General features: G+C 60.9%; 17 protein-coding genes and 3 pseudogenes. 18 read left to right on the forward strand and 2 right to left on the reverse strand.

Annotation, left to right across the window (positions count from 1 at the left end):
* Positions 1–5 precede the first annotated feature (5 nt).
* Together QCE48_RS30775 and QCE48_RS30780 are read left to right on the forward strand one after the other, a co-directional pair.
* A complete protein-coding gene (locus QCE48_RS30775; RefSeq protein WP_309784565.1) occupies positions 6–1,226 on the forward strand; it encodes an MFS transporter in 1,221 nt (406 codons plus the stop codon).
* Positions 1,227–1,747: 521 nt separating this feature from the next.
* Complete coding sequence (locus QCE48_RS30780) at positions 1,748–2,023, forward strand: DUF4148 domain-containing protein (protein ID WP_309784566.1); 276 nt, start codon at positions 1,748–1,750, stop codon at positions 2,021–2,023.
* A 47-nt stretch (positions 2,024–2,070) separates the two neighbouring features.
* Here QCE48_RS30780 and QCE48_RS30785 read toward each other — a convergent pair whose 3' ends face one another.
* Together QCE48_RS30785 and QCE48_RS30790 are read right to left on the reverse strand one after the other, a co-directional pair.
* Positions 2,071–2,337 (reverse strand): DUF4148 domain-containing protein, encoded by a 267-nt coding sequence (locus QCE48_RS30785; protein ID WP_309784568.1) that lies wholly within the window; start codon positions 2,335–2,337, stop codon positions 2,071–2,073.
* Between the two features lie 130 nt (positions 2,338–2,467).
* Complete coding sequence (locus QCE48_RS30790; RefSeq protein ID WP_309784570.1) at positions 2,468–3,493, reverse strand: porin; 1,026 nt, start codon at positions 3,491–3,493, stop codon at positions 2,468–2,470.
* 441 nt (positions 3,494–3,934) lie between these two features.
* Here QCE48_RS30790 and QCE48_RS30795 point away from each other — a divergent pair, with 441 nt between their 5' ends.
* From QCE48_RS30795 to QCE48_RS30865, 16 genes and pseudogenes are all read left to right on the forward strand, one after another.
* Entirely contained in the window at positions 3,935–5,206 is a 1,272-nt protein-coding gene (locus QCE48_RS30795; RefSeq protein ID WP_309784571.1) for an MFS transporter, read from the forward strand.
* A 49-nt stretch (positions 5,207–5,255) separates the two neighbouring features.
* On the forward strand, positions 5,256–6,242 hold the full coding sequence (locus QCE48_RS30800) for a protocatechuate 3,4-dioxygenase (RefSeq protein ID WP_309784572.1): 987 nt from the start codon (positions 5,256–5,258) through the stop codon (positions 6,240–6,242).
* A gap of 84 nt (positions 6,243–6,326) precedes the next feature.
* A complete protein-coding gene (locus QCE48_RS30805; protein WP_309784573.1) occupies positions 6,327–6,926 on the forward strand; it encodes a hypothetical protein in 600 nt (199 codons plus the stop codon).
* Complete coding sequence (locus QCE48_RS30810; RefSeq protein ID WP_309784574.1) at positions 6,874–8,250, forward strand: hypothetical protein; 1,377 nt, start codon at positions 6,874–6,876, stop codon at positions 8,248–8,250. Before QCE48_RS30805 ends, QCE48_RS30810 begins: the two co-directional genes overlap by 53 nt.
* Before the next feature lie 291 nt (positions 8,251–8,541).
* Positions 8,542–8,904, forward strand: coding sequence for a hypothetical protein (locus QCE48_RS30815; protein WP_309784575.1), 363 nt, complete (start codon positions 8,542–8,544; stop codon positions 8,902–8,904).
* Between the two features lie 295 nt (positions 8,905–9,199).
* Complete coding sequence (locus tag QCE48_RS30820) at positions 9,200–9,517, forward strand: hypothetical protein (RefSeq protein ID WP_309784576.1); 318 nt, start codon at positions 9,200–9,202, stop codon at positions 9,515–9,517.
* Positions 9,518–9,610: 93 nt separating this feature from the next.
* Positions 9,611–10,300, forward strand: a complete 690-nt coding sequence (locus tag QCE48_RS30825; RefSeq protein ID WP_309784577.1) for a porin — start codon at positions 9,611–9,613, stop codon at positions 10,298–10,300.
* Positions 10,301–10,508: 208 nt separating this feature from the next.
* Positions 10,509–11,444, forward strand: a complete 936-nt coding sequence (locus tag QCE48_RS30830) for a helix-turn-helix domain-containing protein (protein ID WP_309784578.1) — start codon at positions 10,509–10,511, stop codon at positions 11,442–11,444.
* A 111-nt stretch (positions 11,445–11,555) separates the two neighbouring features.
* Positions 11,556–12,338: a beta-propeller fold lactonase family protein gene (locus tag QCE48_RS30835; protein ID WP_309784579.1), complete on the forward strand. Its 783-nt coding sequence runs from the start codon at positions 11,556–11,558 to the stop codon at positions 12,336–12,338.
* Complete coding sequence (locus QCE48_RS30840; protein WP_309784580.1) at positions 12,245–12,697, forward strand: beta-propeller fold lactonase family protein; 453 nt, start codon at positions 12,245–12,247, stop codon at positions 12,695–12,697. The genes QCE48_RS30835 and QCE48_RS30840 overlap by 94 nt, the downstream gene beginning before the upstream one ends.
* Before the next feature lie 113 nt (positions 12,698–12,810).
* Positions 12,811–13,125: pseudogene (locus tag QCE48_RS30845) on the forward strand (aldehyde dehydrogenase family protein); the annotation flags it as partial.
* Positions 13,126–13,243: 118 nt separating this feature from the next.
* Entirely contained in the window at positions 13,244–13,705 is a 462-nt protein-coding gene (locus tag QCE48_RS30850) for a CoA transferase (protein WP_309794426.1), read from the forward strand.
* Positions 13,702–14,043, forward strand: a complete 342-nt coding sequence (locus QCE48_RS30855) for a GMC family oxidoreductase N-terminal domain-containing protein (RefSeq protein WP_404982626.1) — start codon at positions 13,702–13,704, stop codon at positions 14,041–14,043. Before QCE48_RS30850 ends, QCE48_RS30855 begins: the two co-directional genes overlap by 4 nt.
* A 38-nt stretch (positions 14,044–14,081) precedes the next feature.
* A pseudogene (locus tag QCE48_RS32025) lies at positions 14,082–14,147 on the forward strand (hypothetical protein); the annotation flags it as partial.
* A 138-nt stretch (positions 14,148–14,285) separates the two neighbouring features.
* The gene (locus QCE48_RS30860; protein WP_309794428.1) at positions 14,286–14,957 is read left to right on the forward strand and encodes a GMC oxidoreductase; all 672 of its coding nucleotides are present in this window, start codon (positions 14,286–14,288) and stop codon (positions 14,955–14,957) included.
* Positions 14,954–15,101, forward strand: a pseudogene (locus QCE48_RS30865) (electron transfer flavoprotein subunit beta/FixA family protein); the annotation flags it as partial. The gene QCE48_RS30860 and the pseudogene QCE48_RS30865, both read left to right, overlap by 4 nt.

The raw sequence follows: 15,101 nt of genomic DNA on the forward strand, positions 1-15,101 counted from the left end.
CGTCCATGCAGACTCATCCAGACGATGTGACCTCGTTGCTGCGTCACGCGTCGCTCATGCGCTTCCTGATTGCGCGCGTCGGCTCTATCAGCGCGCAACAAATGCTTATGCTGGCAATTAGTTGGCACATGTACGACCTGACATCGAGCGCATGGGATCTCGGCCTTGTCGGCCTGTTTCAATTCATTCCCGGCCTTGCAACTACGCTCATTGCGGGTCATTGCGCCGACCGGCTGCATCGTGGACGGATGGTCGCGGCATGTCTGGCATTGCAGGCTGTCGTAGCGACGCTTCTGATCGTGTCCACTGCCACGCATAGCGTGACGCGCGACGTGCTGCTCGCGCTTTCGCTTGTGCTCGGCGCAATCAGGCCGTTTCAGATGGCGGGGCAGCAGGCGCTGTTACCCATGCTCGTTCCGCCGAAGCTTCTCGCACGATCGATGGCGCTCAGCACGGTGGTTCAGCAAATCTCGGTGATCGCGGGGCCGGCGTTGGGCGGGGTACTGTTCGCTGTCAGCGTCGTCACGGTGTATCTGACGAGCGCGGTGCTTTTCTGCGTCAGCGCCGTGATGTATGCGTTCGTTCGCTACGACTACACGCCGCCATCGCGCGAACCGGTAACGCCTGACACGATACTCGCGGGCTTGCGCTTCATCTGGGGGAGTCCGCTGCTGCTGGGCGCAATCTCGCTCGATCTTTTCGCGGTCCTGTTCGGAGGCGCGACGGCGCTGCTTCCCGTCTACGCAAAGCAGATTCTGCACGTCGGACCGCAAGGACTGGGCTTGCTGCGCTCCGCGCCCGCCATGGGCGCGCTGTGCGTCGGACTCGTGCTTTCACGACGCGCGATCGTCAGCGGCGTCGGCAAGAAGCTGCTGATCGCGGTGGCGGTCTACGGCGTGTCGATCGCCGCATTCGGCCTCTCGCGATGCTTTCCGGTATCGCTCCTCTTGCTCGCCGTTTCGGGTGGCGCGGACACCATCAGCGTCATCGTCAGGCAGACCTTGATTCAGCTCGAAACGCCTGATCGCATGCGGGGACGCGTCGCGGCGGTCAACACGCTGTTCATCGGCGCGAGCAATCAGCTCGGCGAATTCGAGTCCGGTGTGAGTGCGACGACGCTAGGCGTCGTCGGCTCGGTGGTTGCGGGCGGCTTCGCGACGGTCCTGATCAGCACCGCCTGGAGCCGCCTTTTCAAGCCGCTCGCGAAGCGCGACGCGCTGCATTGATCCGGCAGCGCGCCGTTGCCGGTTGTGGATGACTACGGTGAAGTGATTGCCATGAGAGCCTGGTTTTCAAGCATAGTGCGGCACGTCGAGCGTTTCGACGGCAACGCCCGGCTGAGTGTCCTGAATGAGATCTACGGCTTCGTCGATCCGAACGGGAAACAGTGATGAGCGAACAAGGGAAATCGCTTCGGTTCCTGATGCATGACTGGTTGGGGCGAGCGGGGAATATTCGAATCACTCGCGCCGCGCGTTCCAGGGCCATGTCCTGGCGCGCGGTGCGTATCGAGGTCATGGTTTCGTCGACGGCCTTCGCAATCGTATTTTTTCGCCACTACGATGGATCATGGCGTGTTTTCCGCCCAGCTCTCCCTCGCTTGCGATGAACCTCGTTCCGACCTGAAGGCGTACGCAAGCGCCAGGAGCTAGGTGTCCACACCTAATTGCTAACCCTGCTAGAGTGTTTGAGCGAACTCCGCGCGTCCCGCGGAGCAGTGTCGCCAGGCAAGACTGGGAGGTGTTGCATGAAACCGCTCTTCAAGGCAGTGCTAGGGCGGGCTCTTACCATTCCCGTTCATTCTTTTGCGCAGACAGACTGCCAGTCGTTGAGTCGCGCCCAAGTCCGCGCCGATCTCGTCCGCGCCGAAAACGCGGGCTACAGCCCAACCGCGTGGGCGGATTTTCCTTACGGTGAAGTGCAGGCTGCGGAATTCCGTGTCGCGGCGCGCAAGGCGGTGAACGGCCGCGTCGATGGGACCGGCCGGAGCGGAATGCCTCAGTCCGGCGACATCGCCAGATAGCCAGGGACCAAGGCGCGCCGCGCGTCAGGACAGCACGGCGAAGCAGATCATTTTCCCGATTGCGCGGTCCCGCTCGATCCGGAACCATAAGCCGCGCTGGCCACGGCCTTCTCCCGCATGATGACGGCTTCGGCGCGTCGCAGGCTTCCGGGGCAGTCGCCCGTGCAATTGCTCAGCGGATAGTAGCCAGCCCTTTCGAGCTGCATGAGCTCCGCGCGGACTTGCTCGCGCGTGAGTGTGTCGCTCGATTGAGCGGACGCCACCGCGGGAAGCAGAAAAGCGGCGGCGATGATAGTAGCGATCGAGGCGTTCATATTTACCCTTTGACATGTGTCTGCCGCCTGTTGCAGCGGCGATGAGACGAATTACACACTAAGGGTATATACCGAGTCTATTGAATTATCAAGCCTGAGGCTTGACCATTTGGTTAGACCTTGGCCATGCCTAAAACTTGTGCGTCATGCCTAGCACGATGCCTCGCGCATACGCGCCGGGCGCAGTCGGAATGCCGCTGTACTGCGTGCCGTCGAGCGTGTAATTCGCCTGCCCGTGGTTATCGATCACGCCGGCGGCAGCGTAAAGATTCGTCGCCTTGGAGAGGAAATACTCGTAGGTGAGACCGATCTGCTGCGCGTTTTTACCTTGCCCAGCACGATCACGCGCATAGCCGTACATGACTGAAACGAGATTGAACGGATCGAGCTGGTACGACGTGGATACTTCGTAAATATCACGCTTCTCGCTGCCGTCCGTCTGTCGTTCCGACTGATACGCGAGATACAAGCGCAGGTTGCCCGCGCGATATCCAGCCGCCGCGCGCCATACCTTCTGCACCGAGGTACCGACGGCATTGCCTTGCGATTCATAGCCCGCGGACATACGAAACGGTCCGTTCACATAGCGCGCGACCACGTTATAGAAATGCAGGCCATTGCTGGGCTTCATCGTCTGGTCGCGCAAGGAAATCATGGCTTGCGCGCTCAAGCCGTAAATCGTGGGCGCAAAGTAAGTGATCGCGTTGCTTGCCCGCACGGTCACGTCCTGAAAATTGTTGATCGGCGATGCAATGCTTTTCACGGCAGTCGGATCGATTTCGCCGTTTAGGAAGAGATATTCGGGCTTCTTCTGACGTCCGATGCGCAACTCGCCGAACGGTCCGCTCATGCCGACCCACGCAAGCCGGTTCCATGCGGCGGTCGGATCGGTCGCTGCGCCTGTCACGCCGGAAAAGCCGTGTTCGAGCTGGAAATTGATGCGATATCCGCCGCCGATGTCTTCGGTGCCTCTCAAGCCGTACACGGTGGCGAAAAGTCCGCTCGATACCGCACGCACAACCGATCCCTGACCACCGTTTTGAAATTCGATGCCGTTATCGACAATGCCATAAAGCGTCAACGACGATTGCGCCTGAGCATTGTCGAATGCGCCTGAAAAGCAAAGCGCCAAGGGCAAAAGAACCCGCTTTTTCATTGTGTCTCCGGTTTTAATTATCGATCGTCGATGCGCGGTGACCGCGACGCGAACGTTTGCACCAGGCGCGACGAGAAGCCGCGTGTGTCCTGGTGCGGCCACGCCGATCGAGGCGACGTGCGTGCATCTCGCGCCAGGCGCGGCGGCTCGCGCTAAAGGATGCGAACCTTTTCTATGGTCGGCAGCGCGATGCGATATCGGCTGTCGTGCCAGGAAGCGAATGCAGAATAGGGGTTTGCGAGGGATGCGTCCCTGTACAAAAGTAAGGTTCGCCGGGATTTAAGTCCGATTTCGGCCCGTTTTTTGAGGCGTCGAGTCTTCTCACACCGGCCCTGAAGAAAAGTGCCATCGAAACTCAGTTTTGTGTAGGGACTCGGGCGACGCCTTTACTTATTCTTGCCTCCATCAAGAAAATTCAATCGAACAGAAGAGACAAGGCACATGGAGACAAGCAAACCCGGACTGACGCACCCCTGGGCCGCGCTCGCGCTGCTCGCGCTTGGCGTACTGATTTCCTTCGTCGATCGCACGAGCATTTCGGCCACGCTGGCGGACGCGGATTTCATTCGTCATTTCGCGCTGAACGACGTGGATCGCGGCTTGATCAACGCGGCGTTCTTCTGGTCCTACGGCGTGTTTCAGATACCGATGGGCTGGGTCGCGGACCGTTACGGCGTGAAATGGCCGTACGCGATCAGCTTCGCGCTGTGGTGCGTCGCGACCGCGTTGATGGGTGCGGTGACCGCGCTGACGAGTCTCGTCGTGATGCGGCTGATTATCGGCATGGCCGAAGCGATCGTGATTCCGGCCAGTTACCGGTGGATCAGAAACAACTTCGACGAAAGTCAAAACGGTCTCGCTGTCGGCATTCTCGCGATGGGCAACAAGTTCGGTCCCGCTCTGGGCGCACCGGTGGGCGCGTGGTTCATCGTGCATTACTCGTGGCAGACGATGTTCGTCGTGACGGGCCTCGTCGGGCTGTTCTGGCTCGTACCCTGGCTCACGATGGTGCGCAGCGACTTTCCTTCGAAGGCACAGATCGCGATATCGGATCGCAGTGCGCGATCGGTGAGTCTCGGCAGCATCATGACGAGTCCCGTCGTATGGGGCGGCATGATTACCAACTTTTGCTATGGCTACTTCACCTTCTATTGCATGACGTGGATGCCCGCGTATCTGGTCGAACAGCGCAACCTGTCAATCTCACGTTCGGGGCTCTTCACGTTCTTCAGCTTCGCAGGCATTGCGATTGTCGCGGCGCTTGCCGGATGGGCGGCGGATCGCGTCATCGCAAGCGGCCGCGATCCGATCCTCGTGCGCAAGGTCTTCACCGTGACGGGCTTCACGGGCGGCTGCACGGTGCTGCTCGGCGCATATGCGAACTCGCTCGAAATGGCGTTGTTCTGGAATGTGCTGTCGCTTTCGCTGCTCGGTCTCGTCACCGCGAACAATCTCGTGCTGTCGCGTCTCACGTTGATTCCGAAGCAGGCCATCGGCCTCGTCACAGGCGTGCAGCAAGTGGCGACCAGTCTCGCGGGTGGCGTGGCGTCGAGTCTGTCAGGCTGGCTTTTGCACAAGAGCGGAAGTTATGACGTGCCGATGATGGTCATCCTCGGCTTTCTGGTGGTGGGCGCGATGGCTACCATCCTTCTCTATCGTCCCGAATGGGCGCCGAAAGTCACCGAACAACACGGCACGTTACGACGCGCCTGAACGCCCGTACATCGTTGCACTCATCACATTTAAAAGAGAAACACCAAACATGGCGAAGATCGTATTCGGTATGGCGGTGCCGCACAGCGGCATGCTGGGTCAGGCTCCGGAGGACTGGCTCATCAATGGCGAGCGGGACCGGAACAACAAGGAACTGTGGTTTCGCAACCGCACATGGACATATTCCGAGCTTGAGGCGCATCGCGAGGCAGCGTTCGAGAAGTTCCTGACCATCGAGGAGCGCACGGCGCGCGCTCAACGCTGCCGCGTGGCGCTGGACAAGATGGCCGCTGCATATCGCGAGGCTGACATCGACGTGGCCATCATTTTGGGCAAGGACCAGAAGGAGATTTTCACCGACTTCTCGCCGTCGATCGCTATTTATAGCGGCGCGCAAGTGCATAACGGTCCGCCGCAGCGCGCCGTGTATGCGCCGGATCGTCATGTCGTGCACGACTGCCATCCGAAGCTGGCGACTCATCTCATCGAATATTTCCAGCGCGAAAACTTCGACCTCACCGATCTCTTCGCGTGGCCCGACAACGTGTGGATGAAGCCGCTTCCCGAGTATCCCGTGGTGCCGCATGCGTACAGCTTCGTCTATCACCAGATCATGGGCGATGCGCCGCCGCCGCATGTGCCGGTCATCATGAACTGCTTTTATCCGCCGACGCAGCCGTCGATGTCGCGCTGCATCGAGTTCGGCCGCATTCTGCGCGACGCCGTCACCGCATGGCCCGAAGACGTGCGCGTGGGCATCTTCGCGTCTGGCGGTCTGTCGCACTTCGTGAACGACGAGGAGTTTGATCACCGCATCATGAAGATGCTGGCCGATTACGACTACGACGGCCTGGCTGCGGTGGACGACCGCTCGTATCAGTCCGGCACCTCGGAAATCAAGCTCTACGTGAGCGTGATGAAGGCGATGCAGGAAACCCGCGCGCAAATGACCCTGCTGGACTATGTGCCGTGCTGGCGTACACCCGCTGGCACCGGCGAAGGCATGGGCTTCATGTACTGGAAAGCCGCCGAGTGAGCAGTCTTCATTGACATGACATTGCGCCAGGGACGCGAAGCGGCATGCCGACCCTGGCCTGCCTATAACGACTGGAGACATGCTGTGTATTCGAGTACGTGTTTCATGAAGCGCATGGCGGGACTCGTCATCGGCGCATGCGTGGCGAGTCAGGGCGTCGCGAACGCAGCATCGAACGATATGAACGGTGCGAGCGGCACCATGCTGCTCAACCGCGTGGGACCCGTCACGTCCGAGTTGTCTGTCGCCAATGCGGACGGCACCGACGAGCACAAGCTCTTGCCGACGCCCGGCTTTGATTACCACGCGTCGTTCTCGAAGGACGGCCAGTGGATCGTGTTCACGTCCGAGCGCGACGGATTGGGCGAATCGAATCGTTATCGCGTGAAAATCGACGGCACGGGTCTGCAGTGCCTCACGGATCACATCGCTGTGGACGATGCCGCCCAATTCTCTCCAACCGACCCTGACGTGATCGCGTTCGTATCGTCGCGCAAGGGCGACGCGGGCTTTGGCACGACGAACGTGTGGACGCTGAACATCGCGACCGGCGCATTGACGAACGTCACCGGCGCTATCGCTTTCGATGCGTCGAAGCCGCACAGCTACTTCCGGCCTTCGTGGTCGCCGGATGGCAAGTGGCTGGCGCTGTCGTCGGATCGGCTCGGAATGGCGCGGCCATAATCTTCCCGTCGGCTGGGAGCGCACGCAGGAAAGCAGCATCTACGTCATTCGGCCCGACGGTTCCGGATGGAAGGAGATCGCGAGTCATCCCGGCTTCGAGGATGGTTCGCCTTCGTGGTCACCGGACGGCACGCATGTCGTGTTCTATGAAACGCCGGTCGAATCGACGTGGGGCGCACATCGGCCGGAAGGCATCAACGCGGTCAGTTCGCAGATCGTATCGGTCGCGCTGAGTGATCTTTCCAAGACCCCGCTGACATCGACGCCCGGGTTCAAGGAATTTCCACATTACCTTGATGCCACCGATGTCGCCTATCACGTCAAGGGCGGCGACACTGAAGGCATCTACACGACGGCGGGCACGTTCCGTTCGACGGCCAACTCGGGCATTCGATCGCCGCAGTATTCAGCAGACGGCAAGAAGATGGTCTACGAAAAGGTGACGTTCCGCCCCGGGCATCCGAACGGCGCGCCGATGTTCAGCTTCGATCGCGCGTGGAGCTACAAATACATCGATGTCTTCCCGCAACTCTCGCTGGATCGCAAGCAACTCGTGTACACCGAGAAGACGATCGGTTCATCGATTGCGGTCATCAATACGGACTTCACCGGTTATCACCGCATCTACGATTCGCAGGCGAGCGGTCTCGATGCCGACATGATCAAGAAGGGGCTGGCCGGCGCGTTCCAGCCGACATGGTCGCCGGATCGACAATGGGTTTCGTTCGGCATCGGCGACTGGTTCTTCACGCGCGGCGCGGGGCCGGGGCGCATTGCGCGCATCAGAGCCGATGGCAGCATGAACGGACATCCGGAGATTCTCACGGACGGCTCGATGAACGCGGGCTTTCCGAGCTATTCGCCCGATGGAAAGAAGATCGTTTATCGCGTGTCGAACACGACGCTGCAAGGTCTGCGCATCCTCGATCTGGACACGCGCACGACGACGGTGCTGACCAGCGGGCAGGACAATCTGCCGGGATGGTCGCCGGACGGCACGAGAGTCGTCTTCACGCGCAAGCAGGTGAACCCGGACGATCCGAACAAGTTCAACTACGACGTGTTCACGATCCACCCTGACGGCACGCATCTCGAGCGCCTGACCTCGGACGGTTCGAACCAGGGCCATGCGGTGCGGACCTATGACGGGCGCATTGCGTATAGCTCGGGCAGCTATGGCTTTCGCGACGAACTCGCGCTGTACGACAACAGCTTTCAGCCCGACGGTCAAAACTGGGTGATGAACGCGGACGGCACCAACGCGCGCGCAGTTACCGACACGCTCTGGGAAGAAGCGATGCCGCTCTACGTGCCGAATAACTGAAGCGCAAATTTGCGTGGTTGAAGAAAGGCGTCGTGTCTGGACACGACGCCTTTTTTCTTACGCACCCCCTTTAGGGAGATTCAAGCGCGCAGCTAACAAAAAATGCCAGCGAATCTCACTTTTGTGTAAAGGCTCTGGTGCCTGATTTCAATACCATGACCTGGCGTCCGATTAAAGAACCAGCAAAAGGACGCAGCCAGACCCGTAGCAAACAAGAACACGCCGGATTCACTTCGATGCCCCGGACGTTACGCGAATCGAACGGGGTGGAGCAAAAAAATGGATGGAGACATGAAGAAACTTTCGACAGCCCTCAAGAGGCCGCTCCTTGGCGCGGCGTTGCTGTGTTGCATGAGCGATTATGCCAATGCCGAAGTTTATACAGCGCCGAACGGCTCCGAGCCGCCTCAGGCAAAACAGACGCAGGTGAATCCGACCGCGCCGTTGTCCGCGCCGAGCCTGAAGTCGGGCGAACAGTTGGGCGAGCCGCCCGTTGCGTGGAACGATACTTACATCGGCTATCGATACGGCAGCGACTTTCACTACCCGGGCATTGCGAAAAAGGTGGCGCAGAACATCGGCTCCCTCACGACGACAGGCGGCTTTCGCTACGGCAGTTACGCCTTCAATGTCGACTACCTCGTGTCGAATTAGGCCAATCCAGAGGCGGGCGGTCCTTTGTCGGGCGGCGCGCAGGAAGTCTATAGCGTGGGCCGCGTCGAATTGAGCACGGGCAAGATACTCGGTCGCTCGGTGGGCTTCGGTTTCATTCGTGACTATGGTCTGACCGCGGGCTATGAGTTCGGCACCAAGAACGATGCCTACGGCGAGCGAGCGCGCATGCTGGTGCTCGGACCGACGATCGAATTCACCGTGCCGCACGGCTTCTGGAATATCACAGCAGGGCTGCGCACCGAGAGCAATCACAACGGGCATCACCGGTCAGGACGTGCGTTTTCATACGGTGTGGCACATCGAGAGCTCGTGGCTCTTCCCGTTCAGAGCGGGTCCGCTGCCGCTCATTTTGCGTGGATTCGCGAGCGTGACGGGTCCGAAGGGCAAGGACGGCTTCGGCGTCGAAACGCAAACGGAATTTCTTACGCGTCTTTCCCTGCTCGCCGATCTCGGTTCATTCGCGGGACATCCGCCCACGATCTATGCCGGCGTCGGGTACGAGTACTGGCATCACATGTACGGTACGCCATCGAGCGCGGCGCCTGGCACCGTCACCTCCGCGCCCATGGTGATGGCCGAGATTCACTTCTAGGCCGAGTGCTCGAACAACACGGGTTCGATGACATGAGCGCGCAATCCGTCGAGCGGCTTCGCGCTGATAAAAATAAAGAAGTCAGGAGACAAGGTGAAGAAGAAACTATCCACGCTGACGGGCGTGGCGTTCGCCTGCATGCTCAATCTGGCGCATGCGCAATCGGCGGTCACGCTTTACGGGATCGTCGATAACGGCATCGAATATCGGAACACGACGGGAGGCTCGGCCGTGCGCGCCGTGTCGGGCGGATTGTTCGCGAGCCGTTATGGACTGAAGGGCAGTGAGGACATTGGCGGCGGGCTGGCAATCAATTTCCAGCTCGAACAGGGATTTTCGGGCGTGACGGGCGCCGCCGCCAACGCTACGGCGGCTTTCAACCGGCAGGCGTGGGTCGGCGTTTCGGGCGCATTCGGGGAAGCGCGCATCGGCTTGCAGAACACGCCCCAATACATCTTCATGAACCCGGAACTGGATCCGGTGGCCGTGATGAGCATCGGCTCGCCGATGAACAGCTTCAACAGCCTCACGATTCGCGAGAACAATGCGATCTCTTACTTCACGCCGACGCTCTACGGCGTGACCGCGCAGTTCATGGTCGCGATGCGCGACTCGACGACCAAACCCGTCAACGGCATTCAGTTCTATAACGCAGCCGTGCGCTACGTGAAGGGGCCGTTTCGACTCGCCGCCGGCTATGAGCAGGCCGCCAACGCGACGGGCACATCGATCCTGAAGTTATATGCGGGCGGATCGATAACTATCGGCGCGGCGCGTTTTTAGATCGATGCGTCGGGGTAAATAGCAGGCGCGTCACGCGGGAATATATGGAAAGATCACTGTCGTTTTCGCGACCCTTCAGCGGGTTTATGATCACCTACTCGTTACGTCCCGCGTGACCTCGGGACATCGCAAAAAGCAGCGTCATAAGCTGCTGCGCATGATTGGAAAGCAGACGGCGGTCGTCAGGACCAGCCGTCAAGGAGACGCAATGACACGCGGTGCCTCGGGAAAAAATCCGTCCCGATCCCAGTTCACGACGGTTCCGAAGGTTCGGCTTTATGTCGATGAACCCGAGGAAAAGCAATGGTTCGTGCATGTCGGCCATGTCACTGAGCGCGGGCGCTGGCGCACCGAGCCGCACGCGCATCCGGAATATGGTCAACTCATTTTTGTACGCAACGGGCGCGGCGTGATGAATCTCGAAGGCCGCAGCGTGCCTTTCGAAGGGCCGTGCGCGCTGCTGCTGCCGACCGAATGCGTTCATGGCCTGGACTACGAGTACGACGCCGACCGCTGGGTCGTGACCATCGAAGTGTCCTATCTCGCGCAGGTCAATGCGCGGTTGCACGAATTCATCGCACTGTGGGCGTCGCCACGCGTGATTGCGGTGACCGATTCCGCCGCGGCCGGCATCGACGTCTATAACCTTATTCGAAGTCTCGCGCAGGAAGTCGAATCGGATGCCGTGGGCCATGTCACGGGAACCGAAGCGTTGCTGACCATGCTTCTGCTCAGGCTGTTGCGCGAAGCGAGCATCGACGAGACCGGCAACGAATCCGGCTCGCGTCACGATATCCGCGTGGTCGAGCGCTTTCGCAAGCTGATCGACGAGCATTTCCGCGAGAACTTGCCATTGCAGGACTATGCCTCGATGATGTCGATCTCGCTGGTGCAGTTGCGCGCGGCGTGCGCGTCGGCCGCGGAGCAGAGCCCGACCAAGATGATTCATGCGCGCATCATCACAGAGGCCAAGCGCAATCTCATCTTCGGAGACATGTCGGTGGAACAGATCGCCTTCGGGCTTGGCTTCGCGGATGCCGCGTATTTCACGCGTTTTTTCCGTCGCGAAGTGGGTCAGGCGCCGAGTCAGTTTCGCGCGGCGGCGCGACAGCAACAGCCGCAACGGAAGGCATCGTCGCAATAGCGCGGCATTCTCGCGTGATGATGAAAAAAGTCCCGGCGAATCGCCTAATTTTGCAGGGACGCGCGGCGCCGGATCGAATAGGCTCGTCATAACGTCATCCGCCATTCGATCATGTTTCAGTTCTTTCGAAGCACCTTGCCGGTTTTCGTGCCGCTGCTCGCGGCGGCCCTGTATGCCAGCGCCGCGATGCCCTCGCAGGACGCGCCGCCCGAATGGGTCTATGTGGGCACGCAGGATCATCGCATCGAAACCTTGCGGCTCGATACATCGAGCGGCGAGCTTGCGGTCGTTGCAACGTCCGGCGGGGACATCCGGCCTACGTGGCTGATGGCGCATCCGCGCCTGCCGGTGCTCTATGCGGTCGATGATCAAAGCAACACACCGGGCAGCGTGACCGCTTTCGGCGTGAACCGCGAGACGGGCGATCTTCGGCGGCTTGCCGTGGTTGCGATCCACGACATCGGCACCACGCATCTCACCTTCGATGCATTGTCGGACACGATTCTCGCGGCGAACTACACCAGCGGTTCAGTGTCGAGCGTCGCGGTTCGGGAGGGCGAGCCGCAAGCGCTAGCATCGACGATCAGCGGCCGCGGCGCTGGCCCGAACAAGCGGCAGATGAGCGCGCACGCGCACGACGCGGTCGTCGATCCATCCGGTCGCTATGTGCTCGTGCCCGATCTCGGCGCTGACCGCGTGTTCGTCTATCGCTTCAGTCGCGCGACGCGCACGCTTCGAAAGACGACGCGAACCCGTCGCGCGATTTTGTTGCACCGTTCGGCAGCGGACCGCGTCATATTGTGTTCGGCGCGGATGGGCGCTTCGCGTATCTCGTCACGGAGTTGTCCGCCGAAGTTATGGTGTTTCGATGGGATGCGCAGCAGGGGCGTTTGACGCTTGCGCAATCATTGCCGATCTCAGCAGCGGGATTTGCGGGCGTGAAGAGCGGCGCAGAAATCGCGGTGAGCGGCGATGGGCATTTCGTATATGTGGCCAATCGCGGCGAGAACCAGATCGTCGTCTATCGTGTCGCTGCGAGCGGGACGTTGTCGGAGATTCAGCGTGTCGCGTCGGATGGCTCGAAGCCGTGGAGCTTCGGCATCGATACGACGGGGCGGTGGCTGGTGGTCGCGAATCAGGAAAGCGGTACGGTGAATGTGCTGGCGATCGATCGGAAGTCGGGGTTGCTGAAGAGCGCGGGGCGTTCGGTCAAGGTTGAGCGTGCGGTGACTGTTGCTTTTGTAGTTGGATGATCGATGTATGCGGTGTGCCGTTGGCACGATCGGCGTAACGGGCTGGCAGAGTTTGGCAGTGGCGCCGCAACCAGTTAGCGTTGAAGCCGTCGAACGAAGCGGCGGGCGCGACGATGGCGCTCGTGCGCTGCTTCACGGACGCCGGTTTCCCCGAAGGCGCCGTGAATTTGGTAATCGGAAAGCCGGACGCGATCACGCCGACGATCATGGCCGATGCGCGTGTCGCCAAGATCAGCTTCACGGGCTCGGTGCCGATCGGGCGGCAGATCGTCGAGATGTCGGCGCAGACGCTCAAGAACGTGACGATGGAGCTCGGCGGCCATGCGCCCGTGATCGTGCATCGCGACGCCGATATCGCCGCGTTCGCGCATCTCGCCTCGCTCGGTAAGTTCCGCAACGCGGGCCAGGTGGGCGCGTCGCCGACGCGCTTCTATGTGCACGAATCCATCTTCGACAAGACCGTGAAGGCGCTCGTCGAACGATTGAAGGTGAATCTGGTTCAAACGTTGGAGCGACTCGGCTTCGATGTCGATCAGGCAAAGGCCGATGTGGTCGTGGTGGGAGGCGGCCGCGCTGCTCGCATTCGGGATTTCGGCGGCGCTGCTCCATCGCGAGCGGCATGGCGTCGGGCAGCTGATCGATACCTCGCTCTTGTCGGCCGCGCTCTTCAGCACGATCCCGCGCGATGGCGAGACACTCAGAAGCGGCAGGGCGCCCGAGCGCCTGGGAAGCCGCCATCCTACGATGGTGCCGTATGGCAACTATCAGGGCTCGGACGGCCGCTACTTCTTCGCGGCGTGCTTCACCGAGAAGTTCTGGCAAAACCTGTGCCGCGCAATCGAGCGCGAAGACCTGCTGAGCGACCAGCGCTTTATCGGCAGTACCGCGCGCACGGCAAACCGCAATGCGCTCGATACGATCCTGGAGCAGGAGTTCCTCATGCACACCGCCGACTACTGGGTCGCGCATTTGAACGCCGCCGACATGCCGTGTGCGAAAGTGCAGTGATTGTCGGCGCCGGGACGGCCGGCTGCGTGCTGGCGAACCGGCTTTCGGAAGACCCGGGCGTCAAGGTCATCCTGATCGAGGCGGGCGAGCGTGACCGTCATCCTTATATTCACGTGCCGGCGGGCTTCGTACGCCTGCTCGACCATCCGACAGTGACCTGGTACTACCAGCAGACGCGCGACGGACGGCGGCGGTCGAGCGCCGCGCGCGGCTATCTACGGCCCGCGATGGCGCGGTCGAACCTGATCGTGCTGACCGGCTTGCAGGTCTCGAAGCTGGAGATGAACGGTACGCACGTGACCGGCGTTCATGCGACGACGGCGGGAGGCGAACTTTGACCATCCGGGCGCAACGGGAAGTGACTTCGAGCGCCGGCGTGATCGGCACACCCAAGCTGCTGGAGATCAGCGGCATCGGTGACAGGGACGTGCTCGATAACGCGGGCATTCAGACGCGGGTCGCGCTCCCGGGTGTCGGCGCGAACCTCCAGGATCATTATGTCGTGCGGCTGGGCTTTCGCGTGCGCGGTGCAGGGACCGCCAACGAACGCTCGCATGGTCTCGCGCTTGCGCGCGAAATGATGCGCTACGTCGTCTCTGGCACGGGAGTGCTGACCTATAGCGCGGCGATCGTCGGCGGCTTTGCGCGGACCCTCCATGCCAACCGCCCCGATGTGCAGTTTGTGATCGCGCCGGGTAGCTTCGCGGCGGGACGCATCGGCGTGTTGGAAAACGAGCCAGGTATCTCGTGCGGCGTGTGGCAGATGCGGCCCGAGAGCCGCGGACACGTGCATATTCGCAGCAAGGACGTGGCGGCATCGCCCATGATCGCGCCTTCGTATCTCACCAATGAGCTCGATCGCAACACAATGGTGGAAGGGCTCAGGATCGGCCGGAAGATTTTCGCGCAGCCCGAAATCGCTCGTTTCATCGTCGACGAGACGGTGCCGGGTCGCGCGGTCGAGAGCGACGAAGCGCTGCTGCAATACGTGCGCAAGAACGGCTCAACGGTGTATCACGCAGTCGGCACTTGCCGCATGGGCGAGGATCCAATGAGCGTCGTCGATTCCGAGCTGCGCGTGCGCGTGCGCGGGATGACGGGGCTGCGGATCGTGGATGCATCGGTGATGCCTACGATCACATCGACCAATACGAATGCGACAGTACTGATGCTTGCGGAACGCGCGGCGCAGATCATTCGCTCGCCGCAAGCGGTGGGTGTCGCTAATCAACGATCAACGAAGACGGTATGAAGGTGCTGGTGGCTGTTAAGCGGGTGGTCGACTACAACGTCAAGGTCGCGTGAAGTCGGACGGAAGCGGCGTCGATATCGCGAACGTGAAGATGTCGATGAATCCCTTCGATGAGATCGCGGTGGAAGAAGCGGTGCGTCTGCG

This window comes from Caballeronia sp. LZ024, assembly GCF_031451455.1.
GTDB classification, from domain to species: domain Bacteria; phylum Pseudomonadota; class Gammaproteobacteria; order Burkholderiales; family Burkholderiaceae; genus Caballeronia; species Caballeronia telluris.